This is a genomic window from Methylobacterium sp. 4-46 (assembly GCF_000019365.1).
Classification (GTDB): domain Bacteria; phylum Pseudomonadota; class Alphaproteobacteria; order Rhizobiales; family Beijerinckiaceae; genus Methylobacterium.
The window spans coordinates 3237286-3253874 of the sequence record NC_010511.1; the positions used below are offsets into that span (position 1 = coordinate 3237286).

At 68.2% G+C, this 16589-nt stretch carries 14 protein-coding genes, 1 tRNA gene and 4 pseudogenes; 8 read left to right on the forward strand and 11 right to left on the reverse strand.

What is annotated here, in order from left to right:
* The first annotated feature begins 53 nt into the window (after positions 1-53).
* The 4 genes from M446_RS13985 (at position 54) to M446_RS37190 (ending at position 3872) form a co-directional block, all read left to right on the forward strand.
* Complete coding sequence (locus tag M446_RS13985; RefSeq protein WP_012332739.1) at positions 54-2006, forward strand: SelB C-terminal domain-containing protein; 1953 nt, start codon at positions 54-56, stop codon at positions 2004-2006.
* An 8-nt stretch (positions 2007-2014) separates the two neighbouring features.
* A tRNA-Sec gene (locus tag M446_RS13990) sits at positions 2015-2107 on the forward strand.
* 169 nt (positions 2108-2276) lie between these two features.
* A complete protein-coding gene (locus M446_RS13995) occupies positions 2277-3449 on the forward strand; it encodes a tyrosine-type recombinase/integrase (protein ID WP_012332740.1) in 1173 nt (390 codons plus the stop codon).
* Between the two features lie 159 nt (positions 3450-3608).
* Complete coding sequence (locus M446_RS37190) at positions 3609-3872, forward strand: hypothetical protein (RefSeq protein ID WP_150108658.1); 264 nt, start codon at positions 3609-3611, stop codon at positions 3870-3872.
* Positions 3873-3890: 18 nt separating this feature from the next.
* On the opposite strand, the gene M446_RS14000 is transcribed toward M446_RS37190, so the two are convergent.
* From M446_RS14000 to M446_RS14020, 5 genes and pseudogenes are all read right to left on the reverse strand, one after another.
* Positions 3891-4700, reverse strand: a complete 810-nt coding sequence (locus M446_RS14000) for an IS5-like element ISMtsp14 family transposase (RefSeq protein WP_012332741.1) — start codon at positions 4698-4700, stop codon at positions 3891-3893.
* Between the two features lie 131 nt (positions 4701-4831).
* Positions 4832-5746: a carbohydrate ABC transporter permease gene (locus tag M446_RS14005; protein ID WP_012332742.1), complete on the reverse strand. Its 915-nt coding sequence runs from the start codon at positions 5744-5746 to the stop codon at positions 4832-4834.
* Positions 5743-6624 carry a carbohydrate ABC transporter permease gene (locus tag M446_RS14010; RefSeq protein WP_012332743.1) on the reverse strand — a complete coding sequence of 294 codons (882 nt, stop codon included), beginning with the start codon at positions 6622-6624 and terminating at the stop codon, positions 5743-5745. Before M446_RS14010 ends, M446_RS14005 begins: the two co-directional genes overlap by 4 nt.
* Before the next feature lie 145 nt (positions 6625-6769).
* Positions 6770-8146: an ABC transporter substrate-binding protein gene (locus tag M446_RS14015; RefSeq protein WP_012332744.1), complete on the reverse strand. Its 1377-nt coding sequence runs from the start codon at positions 8144-8146 to the stop codon at positions 6770-6772.
* A gap of 225 nt (positions 8147-8371) precedes the next feature.
* A pseudogene (locus M446_RS14020) lies at positions 8372-8641 on the reverse strand (IS3 family transposase); the annotation flags it as partial.
* 47 nt (positions 8642-8688) lie between these two features.
* Between M446_RS14020 and M446_RS14025 the strand changes: the two are divergent.
* Positions 8689-10088 (forward strand): annotated as a pseudogene (locus M446_RS14025) (IS30-like element ISMtsp4 family transposase).
* 7 nt (positions 10089-10095) lie between these two features.
* On the opposite strand, the pseudogene M446_RS35290 reads toward M446_RS14025, so the two are convergent.
* The 3 genes and pseudogenes from M446_RS35290 to M446_RS14035 all read right to left on the reverse strand — a co-directional run.
* Positions 10096-11012: pseudogene (locus M446_RS35290) on the reverse strand (IS3 family transposase); the annotation flags it as partial.
* Positions 10927-11469, reverse strand: a pseudogene (locus tag M446_RS35295) (IS66 family transposase zinc-finger binding domain-containing protein); the annotation flags it as partial. The pseudogenes M446_RS35295 and M446_RS35290, both read right to left, overlap by 86 nt.
* Before the next feature lie 499 nt (positions 11470-11968).
* A complete protein-coding gene (locus M446_RS14035) occupies positions 11969-13147 on the reverse strand; it encodes a Hint domain-containing protein (RefSeq protein WP_150108659.1) in 1179 nt (392 codons plus the stop codon).
* 3 nt (positions 13148-13150) lie between these two features.
* Here M446_RS14035 and M446_RS37195 point away from each other — a divergent pair, with 3 nt between their 5' ends.
* Both M446_RS37195 and M446_RS14040 read left to right on the forward strand, forming a co-directional pair.
* Positions 13151-13342: a hypothetical protein gene (locus tag M446_RS37195; RefSeq protein WP_150108660.1), complete on the forward strand. Its 192-nt coding sequence runs from the start codon at positions 13151-13153 to the stop codon at positions 13340-13342.
* Between the two features lie 515 nt (positions 13343-13857).
* On the forward strand, positions 13858-15015 hold the full coding sequence (locus tag M446_RS14040; protein WP_012332746.1) for a YncE family protein: 1158 nt from the start codon (positions 13858-13860) through the stop codon (positions 15013-15015).
* Positions 15016-15045: 30 nt separating this feature from the next.
* On the opposite strand, the gene M446_RS37200 is transcribed toward M446_RS14040, so the two are convergent.
* Positions 15046-15276 carry a hypothetical protein gene (locus M446_RS37200; protein WP_083784679.1) on the reverse strand — a complete coding sequence of 77 codons (231 nt, stop codon included), beginning with the start codon at positions 15274-15276 and terminating at the stop codon, positions 15046-15048.
* A gap of 101 nt (positions 15277-15377) precedes the next feature.
* Entirely contained in the window at positions 15378-15665 is a 288-nt protein-coding gene (locus tag M446_RS14045) for a YARHG domain-containing protein (protein WP_012332748.1), read from the reverse strand.
* A 227-nt stretch (positions 15666-15892) separates the two neighbouring features.
* On the opposite strand from M446_RS14045, the gene M446_RS14050 reads away from it, so the two are divergent.
* Positions 15893-16252, forward strand: coding sequence for a hypothetical protein (locus tag M446_RS14050; RefSeq protein WP_012332749.1), 360 nt, complete (start codon positions 15893-15895; stop codon positions 16250-16252).
* A gap of 22 nt (positions 16253-16274) precedes the next feature.
* Here the strand turns inward: M446_RS14050 and M446_RS14055 are convergent, their stop codons facing one another.
* Positions 16275-16508, reverse strand: a complete 234-nt coding sequence (locus M446_RS14055; RefSeq protein ID WP_012332750.1) for a GcrA family cell cycle regulator — start codon at positions 16506-16508, stop codon at positions 16275-16277.
* Between the last annotated feature and the right edge of the window lie 81 nt (positions 16509-16589).

Genomic DNA, 16589 nt, shown 5'->3' on the forward strand with positions numbered 1-16589 from the left:
GTTCCGTGGCGAGGTTGCGGGATGGGGGCGCGGGGGACGCGGGGGCGTGGAGCATGGGCAGGCCCGGGGAGCGGGGGCAGCGCGCGGCGGCCGAGCCGGCCGGGCGGGCGCTGGTCGTCGGGGTGATCGGCCACGTCGATCACGGCAAGACGGCGCTGGTGCGCGCCCTCACCGGCACCGACACGGACCGGCTCAAGGAGGAGCGCGAGCGCGGGGTCTCGATCGTCCCCGGCTTCGCCCTGCTGCGGGTGCCGGGGGGCGAGATCGACCTCGTCGACCTGCCCGGCCACGAGCGGTTCGTGCGGGCGATGATCGCCGGGGCGACCGGCCTGCGCGCGATCCTGCTCGCGGTCGATGCCCGCGAGGGCATCAAGCCGCAGACCCTCGAACACCTCGCCATCGCCCGCCTGATCGGCGTGGGCCGGGGCGTCGTCGCGTTGACGAAGTGCGACCTCGTCACGGACTCGGAGGCGGCGGCCCGGGCCGCGGAGGTGGGCGCGCTCGCCGCCGCGTCCGGCCTCGCGGTGCGCATCGTGCGGACGTCGGTGCTGCGCGAGGAGGGCCTCGCCGACCTCGCGGGGCACCTCGCCGACCTGCTGGGCGAGGTGCCCCCGAGCCCGGATGACGGCTGCCCCGTCCTGCCGATCGACCGCGTCTTCCCCCGTGCGGGCTTCGGCGCGGTCGTCACCGGCACGCTGCGGCGCGGGCGCCTCGCGCTCGGCGACGCGGTCGCGGTCGCGCCGGAGGGCATCGAGGGCGCGGTGCGCGCCCTCCAGAGCCACGGGCGGCCGGTCCAGGCGGCCGAGCCGGGGCGCCGGGTCGCCGTGGCCCTGCGCGGCATCGACCTCGCGCAGCTGCGCCGCGGGCAGGTCCTCGCCCCCCCCGGCTACCTCGTCCCGAGCCGCTGGCTCGACGTGTCGCTCACCTTGCTGCGGGAGGCCCCGGTGCCCCTGGCGGGCGGGGCGCGGCTGCGGCTCCTCGCCGGCACGGCCGACGTCCCGGTGCGCCTGCGCCTCCTCGACCGCGACGCGCTCGATCCCGGGGAGACGGCGCCGGCGCAGCTCCACGCCGAGGAAGCGGTCGCCCTGCCGGCGCGCGAGCCGTTCCTGCTGCGCTCGGACGCCCCTCCCCTCACCCTCGGCGGCGGCGTGGTGCTCGACCCGGCCTCGCGCCGGCGCCGGCGGCGCGACGCGGCCGGCCTCGCGGAGCTGCGCAGGCTCGCGGAGGGGCGGCCGGCCGAGATCCTGCGCGCCCGCCTCGCCGCGGCGGGCCGGGCGGGCGCGACGCTCGCCGACCTGTCGCGCCTCGTCGGCATCGCGCCCGAGCGCGTCCGCCGCCACCTCGTCGGCCTCGGCGCCGAGGCGATCGGCGAGCGCGTCCTCGGCGCGGAGGTCCGGGACGCCCTGCGGAGCGAGGCGCTGGCGGCGCTGGACGCCCATCACCGCGCCCATCCGCTGGAGCACGGGATCAGCCACGCGCGCCTCGCGACCGCGCTGCGCACCGGCGAGGCGGTGGCGGCGGCGATCCTGCGCGACCTCGTGGCGGCGGGGCGGGCGGTGCGCGACCGCGACCTCGTCCGCGCGGCCGCGTTCGACCCGCAGCGCCAGGAGCCGGCGCTGGTGCGCGGTCTCGCCGAGAGCTTCCGGCGGGCCGGCCTGACGCCGCCCGACGAGGCCGAGGCCGCCGGGCGCGATCCCCGCCGCCGGGAGGCACTGAACCACCTCGTCCGCTCCGGCACGCTGATCCGCGCCGCCGACCGGGTCCAGCGCCGCACGATCCTGTTCCACCGGGAGGCGGTCGAGGCGGCCAAGCAGGCCCTCGCCCGGGCCTTCGCCGGTCAGGACGGCTTCCTGGCGCGCGAGGCCGGAGCGCTGCTGGGGATCTCGCGCAAGTTCTCGATCCCGCTGCTGGAGCACCTCGACGCCGTGCGGTTCACCCGCCGCCTGGGCGACCGGCGCGTGCTCCTTCAGGCCGAGGCTGGACCTCGCCCCTCCTCCTCCCCATAACCCCCCTCGGAGGCGATCGGGGTCTGGTGGCCCTCCTGGTCTTCAAAACCAGCGGCACGCGAACAGCGTGCGGTGGGTTCGATTCCCATCCGCCTCCGCCAGGACAGTGTTCATAGGCGTTCGCAGCCGACCGTTAACCCTTCAGATTTCGGTGGTTTTCAGCTTAGCGGCGTTCGCCCCGAACCGCTGGCATTCGCCCCAATTCACGCTTACGATGTGGGTAGCCACGGGAGTAGCGCGAGTTCGGCGGAGACTCGAAAGCTCACGGCGATGACCGTCGCCAAGCTGAAGTCGCCCGGCCACTATGGGGATGGCGGTGGCTTGTGGCTGCAGGTCGGCGACAAGGGAGCCAAAAGCTGGATCTTCCGCTTCACGCTCCGCGGCAAGTCACGCGCGATGGGGCTCGGCTCGGCCAACACGTTCTCGCTCGCTGAGGCCCGCGAGAAGGCGCTCGCCTGCCGCAAGCTCTGCGCTGAGGGCATCGACCCGATCGAGGCCCGCAAGACGCAGCGCCAGGACGCTGCACTGGAGGCCGCCCAGGCGATGACCTTCCGCGAGTGCGCGGTGGCCTACATCGACGCGCACCGCGCCGGGTGGCGCAACGCGAAGCACGCCGCGCAGTGGACCACGACGCTGGAGACCTACGCCTACCCTCACTTCGGCGACCGGCCCGTGGCGGCCGTCGATACCGACCTCGTGGTGCGCGCGATCGGACCGATATGGGCCAGGAAGCCCGAAACGGCGAGCCGGGTGCGCGGCCGCATCGAGTCGATCCTCGACTGGGGCACGACCCGCGGGTTCCGGCGCAGCGAGAACCCCGCGCGCTGGCGAGGGCACCTGGAGAACCTGCTGCCGAAGCGCTCCCGGGTGCAGAAGGTGAAGCACCACGCCGCCCTCCCCTTCGCGGAGGTGCCGTCCTTCCTCAAGGCGCTGGAGTTCCAGCCCGGCGTCGCCTCGCACGCGCTCGCGTTCACGATCCTCACCGCGGCCCGCACCGGCGAGACGCTGGGCGCCACGTGGTCGGAGTTCGACCTTGATGCGCGCATCTGGAACGTGCCCGCCTCCCGCATGAAGGCCGGCGTCGAACACCGGATTCCGCTCACCGAGTCAGCTCTCATGGTCCTGCGGCGCATGGCGGAGATCCGGGAAGGTGACTTCGTGTTCCCGGGCGGCCGGCGGGAACGCCCGCTCTCCAACATGAGCATGCTGGTGCTGCTGCGTCGCATGCAGCGCGGCGATCTCACCGTGCACGGCTTCCGATCTTCGTTCAGGGATTGGGCCGCGGAGCACACCGACTTCCCGCGCGAGGTCGTCGAGGCCGCGCTCGCGCACGCCATCGAGTCGAAGGTCGAGAGGGCCTACCGGCGCAGCGACCTGTTCGCGAAGCGGCGCGAGCTCATGGAGGCGTGGGCGAATTATTGTGCGGTTTTCTGTCATGAGTGATCAGCACGAAGATAATGCCCATAGTAATTCAACCGTTGAGCCCGCCACTGGCAATTTTTTATGAAGTTTATAAAGTGTATACCAACGGATCCATCGAATTTGTTATGAAAATTGCTGCCGAGGCTATAGCGTCCGGCGAATTATGACAGGTCGACCTGCATGGAGTGGAAAACGGCATCGCTCGATTGGGGGGCAATACTGCTGATTTATTTTCATTGCTTGAAAAATTTATCAACAAGAACAATCCAACATTCTTCGATGAAGCTGCTGTTGAGGCAATTTGGTCGCTGCTGGAAGGAATTTTTCTCGTTGCGTTTCACACGAGCACGTCCGACAGAGCCAGACGCTCTGTTCAGCGGCGCACTACCGAAAAAGCACGAGCAGCGCGTGCCGAAAAAAGAAAACAAAGGGACGACCTTCTAGATGAGCATCTAGAGCGTGTTATGAACTTTCTACTATGCGTCCGAGCTTTCTGAGCATGTCACAGACGAAGGCGACCATGTACATTCCAGCCAGTGTGCTCGCATAACGCTCGTAGTCCTTGACCAGCCGGCGGCAGCGCACCGCCCAGGCGAGCGAGCGCTCCACCACCCAACGCCGCGGCAGCAACACGAAGCCGCGCTTGGCCTCCGGGGCCTTGACCACCTCCAACGCGATCCCGTTCGCCTGCGCTGCGGTCGCTGCCTTCTCACCTGTGTAGCCCTGGTCGACGAATGCCTTCTCCACGCCCCCGTCCGTCTCCGCCTGGACCACGCAGGTCAGCGTGCCGACCTGACTGCGATCATCGACATCCGCCGGCGTGACGTGCAGCGCCACCCCGTGACCGGGCGTGTCGACCGCCAGATGCACCTTCGACCCGCGCATGCGCTTGGCCCCGTCGTAGCCGGCCCGCTCGCCGCTCTCGGGCGAGGAGCGCTGGGTCCGGCTGTCCAGGATCACCGCCGAGGGCTCCGGCTCACGCCCGGCCGCCTGCCGCAGCACAGCACGCAGGTCGCCGGCCACATCGGCGAAGCACTCGGCGGCCAACCAGCGCTGGGTCTGCTGGTAGACCGCTGCCCACGGCGGCAGGTCGTGGGGCATGAACCGCCACGGCGCGCCGGTCTTGACGATGTAGCGCAAGCCGTTGAACACCTCGCGCAGATCGTGGTCACGCTGGCCCGAGTCCTCGCGCAGCAGCGCCAGGTAGGGCGCCACCAGCGCCCACTCCTCATCGGACACGTCGGACGGGTAGGCGGCGCGATCGGTGCTCATGCCCTTCAACGCCTACGCTACATCGTAGGTTCATAACACGCTCTAGGCCCACGACAGGGCCGTTGCCGCCAAATCTGAACCAATCCGCGTACGAAGCACTCGGGAAGGTTCAGGCAAATAGGCCGGCAGCTTCAACTCTTGACCGCGCCGGCCGTCAGTCCCCCGACCATGTACCGTCTGAACACATAATAAACCGCCGCCGGCGGCAGGGCGTAGATCAGCCCCGTCGTCATGAGCAGTTCCCAAGGCGAGTCATCGGCTGCTAGAAAGCTTCCGAGCGCGACAGGCAGGGTCACATCTGTGTCGCGGGACAGCAGCAGGAAGGCAAACAGGTACTCGTTCCAGGCGAGCAGGAGCGCGTAGACACCGATCGCGACGAGCGACGGTGTCATCAGGGGCAGATAGACGAAACGGAAGAGCTGGGGCGGTGAGGCCCCGTCCATCACGGCTGCCTCGTCCAGCTCCAGCGGCAGCTTGTCGGAGGCCTGCTTCAGCACCCAGATGGCGTAGGGACTCGCGATTGTCACCATCGCGAGGATGAGCGCCCACTTGCTATTGAGCAGCCCATAGGCGCCCATCGTCTTGTACATCGGCACCGCGAGAAATGCCGCTGGGATGAAGTAGGTGAAGAGCGCAAGATTCATCACGGTCCGGCCGCCCCTCACCCGCAACCGGCTGATCGAGAAAGCGGCCGATGTTGCGATGAAGAGCGTCAGGACTCCGGTTGAGAAGGCGATGAACACCGAATTCCAGAGCTGTTGCCAGAAATGCGACAGAAAGTAATGCTGCTGTCCGAAGACGATCCCGAAGTTTCTGAGGGTCGGGTGTTCCGGAAAGAGCGCCCCCGAGAGCGCGTCCTGCTTCGGCGACATCGCGAATAGAACGAGGTGATAGATCGGTATCAGGGTCCAGAGCAGGACCGGGATGCCGACGAGGAGCAGCTTCGCCTCGGTTCCAGCGGCTCTCAGCCAGCTGGAATTGCGGTGGGACAGACCTGTGGGCGAGCGCCTCGTGTCGCGCGGCGGGCCTGCGATTCCGGTGCTCATTTCGAGAGCCTCCGCATCAGGACGTAGACGAGGGGCAGAACGAAGGGCATCGCGCAGACGACCGCCGCCATCGAGTGGTCGATCTGGTCAAGCCTCAGGTAACGAATACCGAGCGTCGCGAGCACATGCGTCAGGTCTGCGGGCCCGCCACCGGTGAGCAGGTAGATGCTGTTGAAATCACCGAGTGTCCAGATCATCGAGAGGATCGTGCACGTCACGTAGAGCGCCCGCATGGATGGCCACGTGACGTGCAGGAATTTCTGCCAGCTCGTCGCGCCATCGACGGAGGCCGCTTCGTAGAGGTCGGACGAAATGGCGAGGCGTCCGGCGAGGAGGATCAGCGTCCAGAACGGCAGCGATTTCCAGATATGCACCGCGATGGCGAGCGTCAGCCCGAGTCCAGGATCGTTGAGCCAGTTCGGACCGTCCTCTCCGGTGAAGCGGAAGATGGTCTGGTTCACGATCCCCCATTCGGGGTTCAGCATGAACCGGATGGATAGGATGGTCGGAATCGACGGCACCGCCCAGGGCAGGATGAAGAGCACTGAGAGCCAGCGGATCCAGAGCCGCTCGTGAGTGAAGAATCCTGACAAGAAGAGTGCTATGGCCATCTTCACGTTGATCCCGACGATCAGGAAGATCAGGGTGTTGACGACAGCGCGCGCGAAAATCGGATCGGCCGCGAGATGGGCGTAGCTCGCCGGGCTGCGCGCGAGCCAGAGCCCGTAGCCGATCGGGTAGATGACGAAGAGCAGGAACACGAGAAGGTAGGGCGCGATCAGGATCGCGCCCCAAGCCTGCCAAGCACCGAGGCGGACTGGCCTGGGCGCGGTTGCCGGCGCGGCATCATCGGCCGTTATCGCGCGCGCTCCCGACATCCTCGGTCTCCCTGTTGAGTCACTGCCGCGGGTGGGCGGCACCGGCTGAGCAGAACCGCATCGGACTACTCCGCTCAGCCCCTTGTTCCCGCATCATGTCGGCCGCCAAACCGATCACCGCCCCGGCGGACAATGCTCGGCCCCGTTACGGCGCAGCGACCTGCCTGATGCGGGCGAGCATCTCGTCGGCGGCCTTCTCGACCGGGACCTTCTCGCTCACGACCCGGTTCATCGCCTTGGCGAAGACATTCTCGTTGTTGATCAGCGTGAATTTGTAGTTTTTAACATAATCGAACGGCTCCGTACCCGACTTAAACTGATTGTAGACGGCCTTGCGATGCTTGTCGGCCTGCCAGAAGGTGCTTTCAATCGAGGCGTTCGTCACGGGGAACCAGCGGCCGAGCGCACCCTCGACGTAAGGGCGGAGGTTGTCTTCCTCCATGATGAACTTCACGAACTCCTTGGCGGCCGCCTTGTTCTTGGCACCGGCGAAGACGACGCCGTGTTTGACGTCCGCGCGGTAGGTCATCGGTTTACCGTCGGGCCTGTTCGGGAACGGCGCGGTGATGATCGTCTCCTCGTAGGCCTTCTTGGCGGCCGCGCGCTGCTCGTCAGTCGCGCTCGGATTGAGGCTGTCCTCATACCATTTCGCCGCGATGGAGATCGTGAAGTTGTGCGTCATCACCGTCGTTCGGTTGTGGAAGGCCACGTTGTTGTCGGGGTCTTTCCAGGTCGTCGCGGATGGAGGGACACATCCCTTAACATAGGGATCGGTATAGTCCTTGAGGGCTTTGATCAGACCGTCACGTGCCTTCGGATCATCGACGAGGAGCTTGCCGTCGCTGTCGACGAGCCTAACGTCATAGGCGTCCATGAAGGCGTAGAAGGACTGGAAACTGTCAGTCGACTCCACACCCATCGGCGCGCCGATCCCGTAGGTGCGGGAACCTGAAGCCTTGCGGTAAGCGGGCTGAACCTTATCACACCAGAAGGACCAGTACTCGGCCCAGCTCGTCGGAATATCGCTCTGCTTGAAACCGGCCTTCTCGATCATGTCTCCCCAGATTTCAGTATGAAGTGTCTGCCGCTTCAGAGGAAAACCGAAGTAAGCCTTCCTGTGGATCTGGTCGTTGTAGAGTAGCACGTGCTCGACCGTCTGCGGCGCGAAGCGCGGCATCATCGGCTGCAAGATGTCAGTGAGATCCTCCAGCTTACCCTCGAAGGCCCACTTGCCAGCAGCTTGATTGTTGTATGTATCGGAATAGCCGACATCCGGCGGCGAACCGGAGTCGAGCGCCGCGACCGTCTTCGGGATCATGTCCTGAATCGCGTACTGCGACAGCTCGACCTTAATTCCGGTCTTTTGCTCGAACTTCTTGATGGTCGCCCAGAGGGAATCGTCTTCAGACCGATAGAAGCCTTTGCTGAACCAGACAGTGAGCGTCTTGTCCTGCGCGACGGCTGGCATCGCGGCCAGCACCCACGCGCCCAACGACAACGCTCCCGCGATGCCTCGCCTCATCGGTTCTCTCCTCCCATCCGCCTCGTTCATCGGGCGGCTGCCCGAGATTTCAGCATGGGACGAAGTCCGAGGCAAACCGGAATAGTCGGCGGCAACAGCGTAGCGATGGCAGCGCCGCGCACTCTCACTGAATATTGTGACCTGCCATCGGGCGCGCGAGCAACGCCGCAAGAGCGAAGCGCGCTGCGCGCCTGATCCTCCCCTGATTTCGCGGACACGGGGAGTTTAGCTCGCGGTCCGTTCGGCTTGCTCGGGCGTGAGATAACCGAGTGCCGAGTGGATGCGCTGCCGATTGTAGTAGCCCTCGATGTAAGCGAACAGGTCGCGGCGCGCCTCATCCCGGGTCGCCCATCGTCGCTGATGGACGAGCTCGACCTTGAGGGTGTGGAAGAAGCTCTCCATCGGGGCATTACCGTAGCAGCAGGCCGTCCGGCTCATGGACGGCCTGGCCGCCATGCCGGCGAGCTGCCTCCGGTAGGCCTCGGCCGCGTAGTGGGTGGATTCAAGTGGTCGTCGCAACGGCTTGGCGGAGGGCGGTTGTGATGGCAGGTCGGCGGCGTTCGGATCGGGCACTTCGCGAGAAGCTGCGGTCACCGGGTCGTCCCGGGGTCGGTCTGCGCGAGACGCGGCGGGGGTTCTGGGCGTTCCTCGCGCAGGGTCTCTCCAGCGAGGTCGCAGCGATGAAGCTCGGGATCTCGCCACCGGTCGGCTCGCGGTGGTTCCGGACAGCAGGCGGAATGGCACCTTCCCACCTGTCACCATCATCCAAGTCGCCTTCTGCGCGCTACCTGTCGTTGGCTGAGCGGGAGGAGATCGCGATCCTACAAGCGCAAGGTCACGGGGTCCGGGACGTCGCTCGGCGTCTGGGACGGGCGGCGTCGACCATCTCGCGGGAATTGCGCCGCAATGCGGCGACCCGCAGTGGCGGCCTGGACTATCGCGCCACGACCGCGCAGTGGCACGCTGAACGCGCGGCACGCCGGCCCAAGCCAGCAAAACTGGCGGGGAACGCAGCGCTGCGGACGTACGTGCAGGAGCGGCTCGCCGGAACTGTCGCGACACCGGGCGGGAGCGCTCTGCCTGGCCCTAGCGTTGCCTGGAAGGGACGGCGGCACGGGCGACGCCAGAGCCGGCGATGGGGTCGATCCTGGAGTCCGCAGCAGATCGCCGAGCGCCTACGGCTCGACTTTCCGGGCGATACACGATGCGCATCAGTCACGAGGCGATCTATCAGGCGCTCTACATCCAGGGCCGGGGCGCGCTGAAGCGTGAGCTGACCGCGTGTCTTCGCACAGGACGGGCTTTGCGTGTGCCGCGGGCCCGCAGCCTGGGCCGAGGCAGGTCGTTCGTCACCCCCGAGGTGCTCATCAGCGAGCGTCCGCCCGAGGTGGAGGACCGCGCGGTGCCGGGGCACTGGGAAGGAGATCTGATCCTGGGTCTGAAGAGTTCGGCGATCGGGACCCTGGTCGAGCGCACGACGCGCTTTACGATGCTGCTGCATCTTCCGCCGATGGACGGCCATGGGGTGACACCGCGTGCGAAGAACGGCCCGGCGCTGGCGGGGCACGGGGCCCAGGCGGTGCGCGAGGCGATCGCCGGCACGATCGCGCGCTTGCCCGAGCAGCTGCGGCGCTCGTTGACCTGGGACCAGGGTACCGAGATGGCCGAGCACGCGCGCTTGCGGATCGACGCGGGTCTGCAGGTCTACTTCTGCGATCCACGCTCACCCTGGCAGCGGGGGACGAACGAGAATACGAACGGGTTACTGCGACAGTACTTCCCGAAAGGAACGGATCTGAGCGCCCACAGCGCGAACGATCTTGCTGCTGTGGCCGCAGCCCTCAACAGCAGACCGCGCAAGACGCTGAACTGGAAGACGCCGGCAGAGGCGCTCGACGCTGTGCTGGCTGCCGTGCAAGATGGTGTTGCGACGACCGCTTGAACCCAAGCTGGCTGCCGTGATCCGAGTGGCAGATAAGCCCGGCGGCCGGTCGCTGCCGCTGGGCGGCCATCATCAGCGCAGCCACGCTCAGCTCGGTGCGCATATGATCGCGCATCGACCAGCCGACGATCTTGCGCGTGGCCAGATCGAGGACGGCAGCCAAGTAGAGCCAGCCCTCGCCGGTCGGCAGGTAGGTGATGTCGGCCAGCCAAACCGTGTTCGGCCGCGCGGCCGAGAAGTCCTGCCTCAGGAGGTTCCGGGCGATGGGGAGATCGTGACGGCTGTCGGTCGTGCAGGGCCGGAACCGACGCCCCGCCAGGGCACGGATGCCGTGCCGGCGCATGAGACGCTCCACCCGCCCGCGGCTGGCTGAACGGCCCTCGGCCCGCAGGGCGGCATGCACGCGTGGGGCACCATAGCGCCGGTGGTGGGCGGCATGGATGCGCCGGACATCGTCCAGGAGCTGGCGGTTGGAGGCCGAGCGGGCGCTCTCAGGCCGTGACCGCCACCCGTAAAAGCCGCTGGGGGAGACGTCGAGCACGCGGCACATGAGACGCACCGGCCAGGTCCGCGCATGCTGCTCGATGAAGGCGTAGGTCACGTGGGCATCTCCGCGAAGATGCCGATGGCTTTTTTTAGGACGTCGCGCTCCATGCGCGTGCGGTCGAGCTCACGCCGCAGACGGGCAATCTCGGCGGCCTGATCGGACGGCGAGGCGATCGGGCTTGATGGCAAGGCCCCGGTCGATCCTGCCGGCCGCGGTCGGGGCGGTGCCCCGTTCAGCGTTGCACGCCACTGCCGCAACATCGAGGGCTGGATCCCGAGCTCGGCCGCGATCTGCATCTGCGGCCGGCCGCTGCTCTCCAGCAGGGCGACCGCTTCGCGTTTGAACTCGGGCGTGAACTCCCGTCTCGTCTTCGCCATCCGACACCTTCCCCGCTCCGCCAGAGCGTATCAGAGGTGTCCGTGAAACCGAGGGAGGATCAAACAGCCTCTCCGACCGCTTCAACGTCTCGAGCAGCCGCTCGTGGACCGGGCGGAGCAGGAAGGCTGCACGCCCGACCCAGTCGGCCAGGGTCGAGCGGTCCAGGTGAACGCCTTGGCGGGTCAGGATCCGCGCCTGCCGATAGAGCGGCAAGTGGTCGGCGTACTTGTAGACGAGGACCTGCACGATCACGTCCTCGCAGGCGCGGCAGGCGTAGCGCGGACGCCGGATCGCGATGACTCGGACCTGGGCCGGCACGACGTCGAGACGCTCGGACACGTCCTCGCCGATCCGACGCAGGCGGCCTGCGCAGCAGGGACAGGCGGTGCTCTCGATGTCGACTACGCGCTCGACGCGCGGCAGGTGGGCGGGCAGAGCGCCACAGTTGGCGCGCCGTGCACTCGGGCCTCACCGCCGGTGCGCTCTCCTCGGCGGCGGGATCAAGGCGTGCCGCCAAAGGGCCGGCCTACGGCTCGACCGCTGACGTCAGGCGGTGTGAGAGGACGCGGCAGCGGTCAAGTCCGCACCCGAGCGCTGCAGTTCGTCTACTTTCGCTGTCTTCATGTATGTACACATGTGGGTAGGCGCTCAAAGCGAAAAGCTAATCATCTGAAGGTAAAGGTGAATTTTCCTCAGAAGGGCGGAATCCGCCTCCGCCAAACACTCTCGCGCCCGCGAGGCGTTCGGCATCTCCCGGGAGGTCGCCCGCGGGCTGCGGGGGGCGGGCGATCCGGGCGATGCTCGACCCCGGCCCGCCTCTCCCGACGGCCGACGGGGGACGACGCCAGCGACGAACCGGGACCGAGCAACGGCTTTCCCGCTCCCGGGCAGGCCCGAGAGCGGGAGGGATGCACCGGCAACCCGGGCCGCCGGTGTCGGTCGACTCTCTCCGCGGTTACGCGGCGCTCGCGACCAGGGTCAGGGTCCGGCCGATGCGGGTCGGCTGGATCGCTTCCCGCGCGGAAGCGGGCGCCTGCCAGCGCGGCAGCGGCGCGCAGGCCAACTCCACCCGCAGGAACACCGTGTCGGTCAGGCCGGCCAGCAGCTCGGCCGGCAGCCGCGCCCGGCCGGAGGTCCAGCGCCAGCGCCGCGCCGCACCGGCCTCCTCCGGAGCGTGGAAGCCCTCGCCCAGGCGCGGATCGTCGAGCGCCACGATGCGCGGCTCGCCCAGGCCGTCGTCCAGCGTCAGGCCGACCACCGACAGACCGAGCACCCGCTCGTCGCCGCTCTCGCCGACGTGACGCGGCACGCTCGTGGGGCTCACCAGCCACACCTCGCGCGCGGAGGCGGGCAGCATGAACCGGGCCGTCAGGTCCCGCACGGCCGGCCGCACGATCTCACCGTCCACCTCCAGGTGAACCTCTGCCCACGCCTCCGAGGCGGCCATCTGCCAGCCGATGGCCTCGGCGTGCCGCTGCATCTGGGCGCGCACGGCCTCAACCACGGGACCGCCGTCGTGGAACGGCCGGCAGTAGCCGTCATGGCTGCGCACGGGCGCGTCGGGCAGGGCGGAGGCGGCCGCGTCGAGGAAGAAGCCGCGGTTGCCCATCTCCAGGTAGCTCTCGGAGGGCTGGCCGTTGGCGATGAGGATATCGTGGCTGTCGAGCTCGACGTGCCAGTAGGTGACCTCCTCGACCTCCTCCTGAGTGACGGTGCTGCCGTTGACGAGGGCGGAGGCGGGGATGAGCACCTCGCCGAGCAGGTCGAGGCAGATGGCGTGAGCGGGCGAGACGAGCAGGTCCTGGGCCGGCTTGCCGGGGCCGAAAGCATCCTTGCGGATGCGGATGGGGCGGGCGGCCGCCGGATTGGCGTGGCTGCGGCAATCCAGGGCGCTGTGGCCGATCCACTTGATGGGGCGGTGCTCGCCCGACGCGGTGACGACGAGGTCCCCGACGCGAAGGTTCTCGACCGCCACGTCGCCGTCGACGGTGCGAAGCAGCGTGCCGGTGCAGTAGCACGGCACTTGGTAGTCACCGAGACTCGTCTCGCCGAACGTGATGTTGTCGCCTACCGTCAGCGGGACGTTCGACGCGAGGAGCCCAAATCCAGTCCCATCCGCGTTCTGGGTGAACACGATATGATTCGGATCATCGAGATTCGTGGCATAGACAGTGATGACCGCAGTCGGATCGGCTTGATTCGTGAAAGTTACTGGATCTCCAGGATTATTCACGGTTCCATTTACAAAATAGTCGGCATCGCCAAGCTGTTGAACGTTGAAGATGGAATTGTTGACTCCGTCATTGTCACCACCAAGATAAGCGGCTAGATAAGAGCTATTATTGAACACAACTGGCGTAGGCATTGGGAACCCGCCCTCCCGATTGCTTGGTTCGGCTCGCGCCGATCGACAAAATTCATGGATATACATACACCAGTACGTTTACAAGTGCTTCTCTGCAACACTGGCGTGCAAACATCGTCGGCTCAAACGGTTCCCTGTTGATGAATGCAGCGCAGGGATTGGCGCGGCGGGCGAGGTCTCACAGGGAAGGAGATCGCGCACGACCAGATCGCGTCCTGCCGATCGCGCGGGGGCGGCGAGGCGACCGGGTGCGACGGACGTGGGCGGCGAGATCTGGAGCCTCACTGTCGCTGACGAAGCCCGCCCCCCAGGGAGGGGCGCAAGCCGCCTCCGTCGCCTTGCCCCGTGACCGAGCTTCGCGCGGGCGGATCGGTCGCCGTCGGTGCTGAAAATGGTGTGGCCGCGCGCACGTCCCGGGCTACAGTGCCGCTTCGGAGCGCGGCGAAGAACGACCGCGCCCCCCCGGGGGGATCACCATCATGGGCATGCGTCTTCGCGCGTTCGCGTTCCTGTCCGCCGCGACACTGGCCGCCACGCCCCTGCGAGCGGAACTCGCCGTGTCGGCCAATGACGGCCACACGGTGCTCACCGACGCGGGCGCCCAGGTCCCGGCGACGCCGCCGGTGCCGGACAGCGTCACGGTGCTCGACCTCTCGGCCTCCCCGCCGAGGATCGTCGGCGAGGTGCAGGCGCCGGCCAGCGTCGTGGGTCCGCCGCAATCGGTGGCCGTCGCCCCGAACGAGACCTTCGCGATCGTCACCAGCGCCACGCGCGTGGACCCGAACGACGCCGCCAGGATCGTGCCGGACGACCGCGTCACCGTGATCGATCTCACCAGCACGCCGCCCAGGGTGAGGGCCTCCCTGACCGCCGGGAAGGGGGCGGCGGGCGTCTCGATCAACCGCGAGGGCACCCTGGCGCTCGTGGCGAACCGGACGGAGGGCACCCTCTCGGTCTTCAAGATCGCGGGTGGCGAGGTCAGCCCCGCCGGGAAGGTCGATCTCGGCAACGACAAGGCCGGGCCGAGCCACGTCGTGTTCTCCCGCGACGGGCGCGAGGCCTATGTCACGCGCGACGGCGACAACAAGGTCTCGGTCCTCGCCGTGGAGGGAAGCCGCGTCACCTACGCGAAGCGGGATTTCACCGCGGGCGTGCGCCCTTACGGAATCGAGATCACCCCGTCCGGGGACGTGGCGCTCGTCGCCAATGTCGGGCAATCGTCCGGGGACCACGACACGGTGAGCGTCATCGACCTGCGGGCCAAGCCGGCGCGCGTCGTCAACACCGTGACGGTCGGGCCGACGCCGGAGGGGATCCGCCTCTCCGCGGACGGGCGCCACGCCGCCCTGGTGATCGAGAACGGCAGCAACCTCGCCAAGGCGTCGCCCTTCTTCAACGACAAGGGCGTGCTGCGGATCTACGCGGTGAGCGGCACGGAGCTCAGGAAGGTGGCCGAGGCCCCGATCGGGCGCTGGTGCCAGGGAGCGGTCTGGACCAGGGACGGCCGGACGGTGCTCGTCCAGTGCATGGTGGATCGGCGCATCGAGGTGTTCCGGTTCGACGGCGAGGCGCTGAGCGCCCAGGCGCCGGTCGCCCTCGGCGCCGGCGGCGCGGGGTTCCGGACCGCCGAGCCCTGAGCCCGGCGCGGGAGCCGCGCGGCTCCCGCGTCACAGCACCGCGAAGGCGAGGCGCAGCACGCTCCAGCCGACGAAGCCCAGCCATGCCAGGCTGAGAGGAATGCCGAGCATCAGCGTCAGCACCATGGCGGCGCGGCGGATCCGATCCGGCATCGGCGATGCGGGCTCGAATCGGGACGGCTCGGTGTCGTTCTGGACCACGGCGGCAGGCTCCTCGATCTGGTCACGCCACGGTCGCAAGAGCGGCACCACGCCGCTCACACCAAATCCGCTCGATCCCTTCGGGATGTCGGATTCGGGCTTCGCTCAAGCGCCGCGCGGGCGCGTGATCCGGGATCCGCCGCGGTCAACCGGATCCCGGATCAGGGGGTGCAGCCGAGGACGGATTCCGTGCGGCGGATCGCCGTCACCGCCTCGCGCTGATTAGCCGAGAGCGGCACCTGGCGCTCGTCGTCGTAGAGGCATCCGGCATTGCCGAAGGCGCGGATCCCGCGGGGCGTGCGGAAGCAGTAGCCCGCTTCCTTGAAGATGCGGTTGCGCTGGTACCAGAGTTCCTCGCAGCCCTGGGCGAAGGCCTGGACGGGCGACAGCGCGGCCGCGCAGGCCAGTCCGGCCAGTGCGAGGGTGGGCAGCATCGAGCGGTGAGCCATGGGGTCGGACCTCCCTGCGCCGCCGAGCGGCGCGGCGGGTCGAGGATGCCCCGCGGCGCTGGCGGCGCTATGCGCGGGCGCACCTCGCGCAGAACAGATGTCGCATCAGACTCCCGGATTCCAGTCGAAACGCAGCCGTCCACAGATATGGAGAGTTTCAACGCGGGACAGATTCGTCTATGCGGTGTTTCCGCGGCCGCGCACGGCGCGGCGGGAGGCCCCTTCACTTGGCGACTCGTCACGTCACGCAGTGCCGGTTCGCCGTGGAGCTGATCTGCGCGGCGGCGATTCTCGCCCTCGCGGGCCCGTCGGCGGCGCGCGCCCAGGCCCGGTGGGTCGATCCGCCGGCGCGCTCGCTGCTGCCCGCCCAGCCGGTCCGCTCCTCGCGGAGGATTCCCCCGCCGCCCGCGGTCGGCCCACCGGCGATCACCCGGGTCGCGGCGGGCCCGACCCGCGCGCGGCGCCCGGCGGCCCGATCCCTCCGGCCGTGGCTGGCCGCCGCGCGGCCGCCGCTGCGACGCGCCGGCCTCGTCCTGCGGACTCTCTACCCGACGGTCGGCAGCGCCGACGCGCCGCGGCGGCCCTGACGGCCGCTCCGGGGAGGCGCCCTCAGCGCAGCCGGCCCGGCCGGGCCGGCTCGAACACGATCCGGCGGTGGAAGGCGCACCAGCTCTTGCCGTCCTGCACCGGGGCCCCGCAGCAGATGGCGCGGTCGTTCGGCTCGCCGATGATGAACTTGCACACGAACGCGCCCGACTGCGCGAACGGAACCCGGAGCTCCGGAGAGGGCTCCTCGACGGTCTCGGCAGGGAAGAGATGCGACATGCGCACGAGTTGGTTCATCGGTGACTGACTCACGGGCCTCCACTCGGTCCAGGTGAGGACGGCGGGCCGGTTCGAGAAGTGAAGCGGCACGCCGCCCGT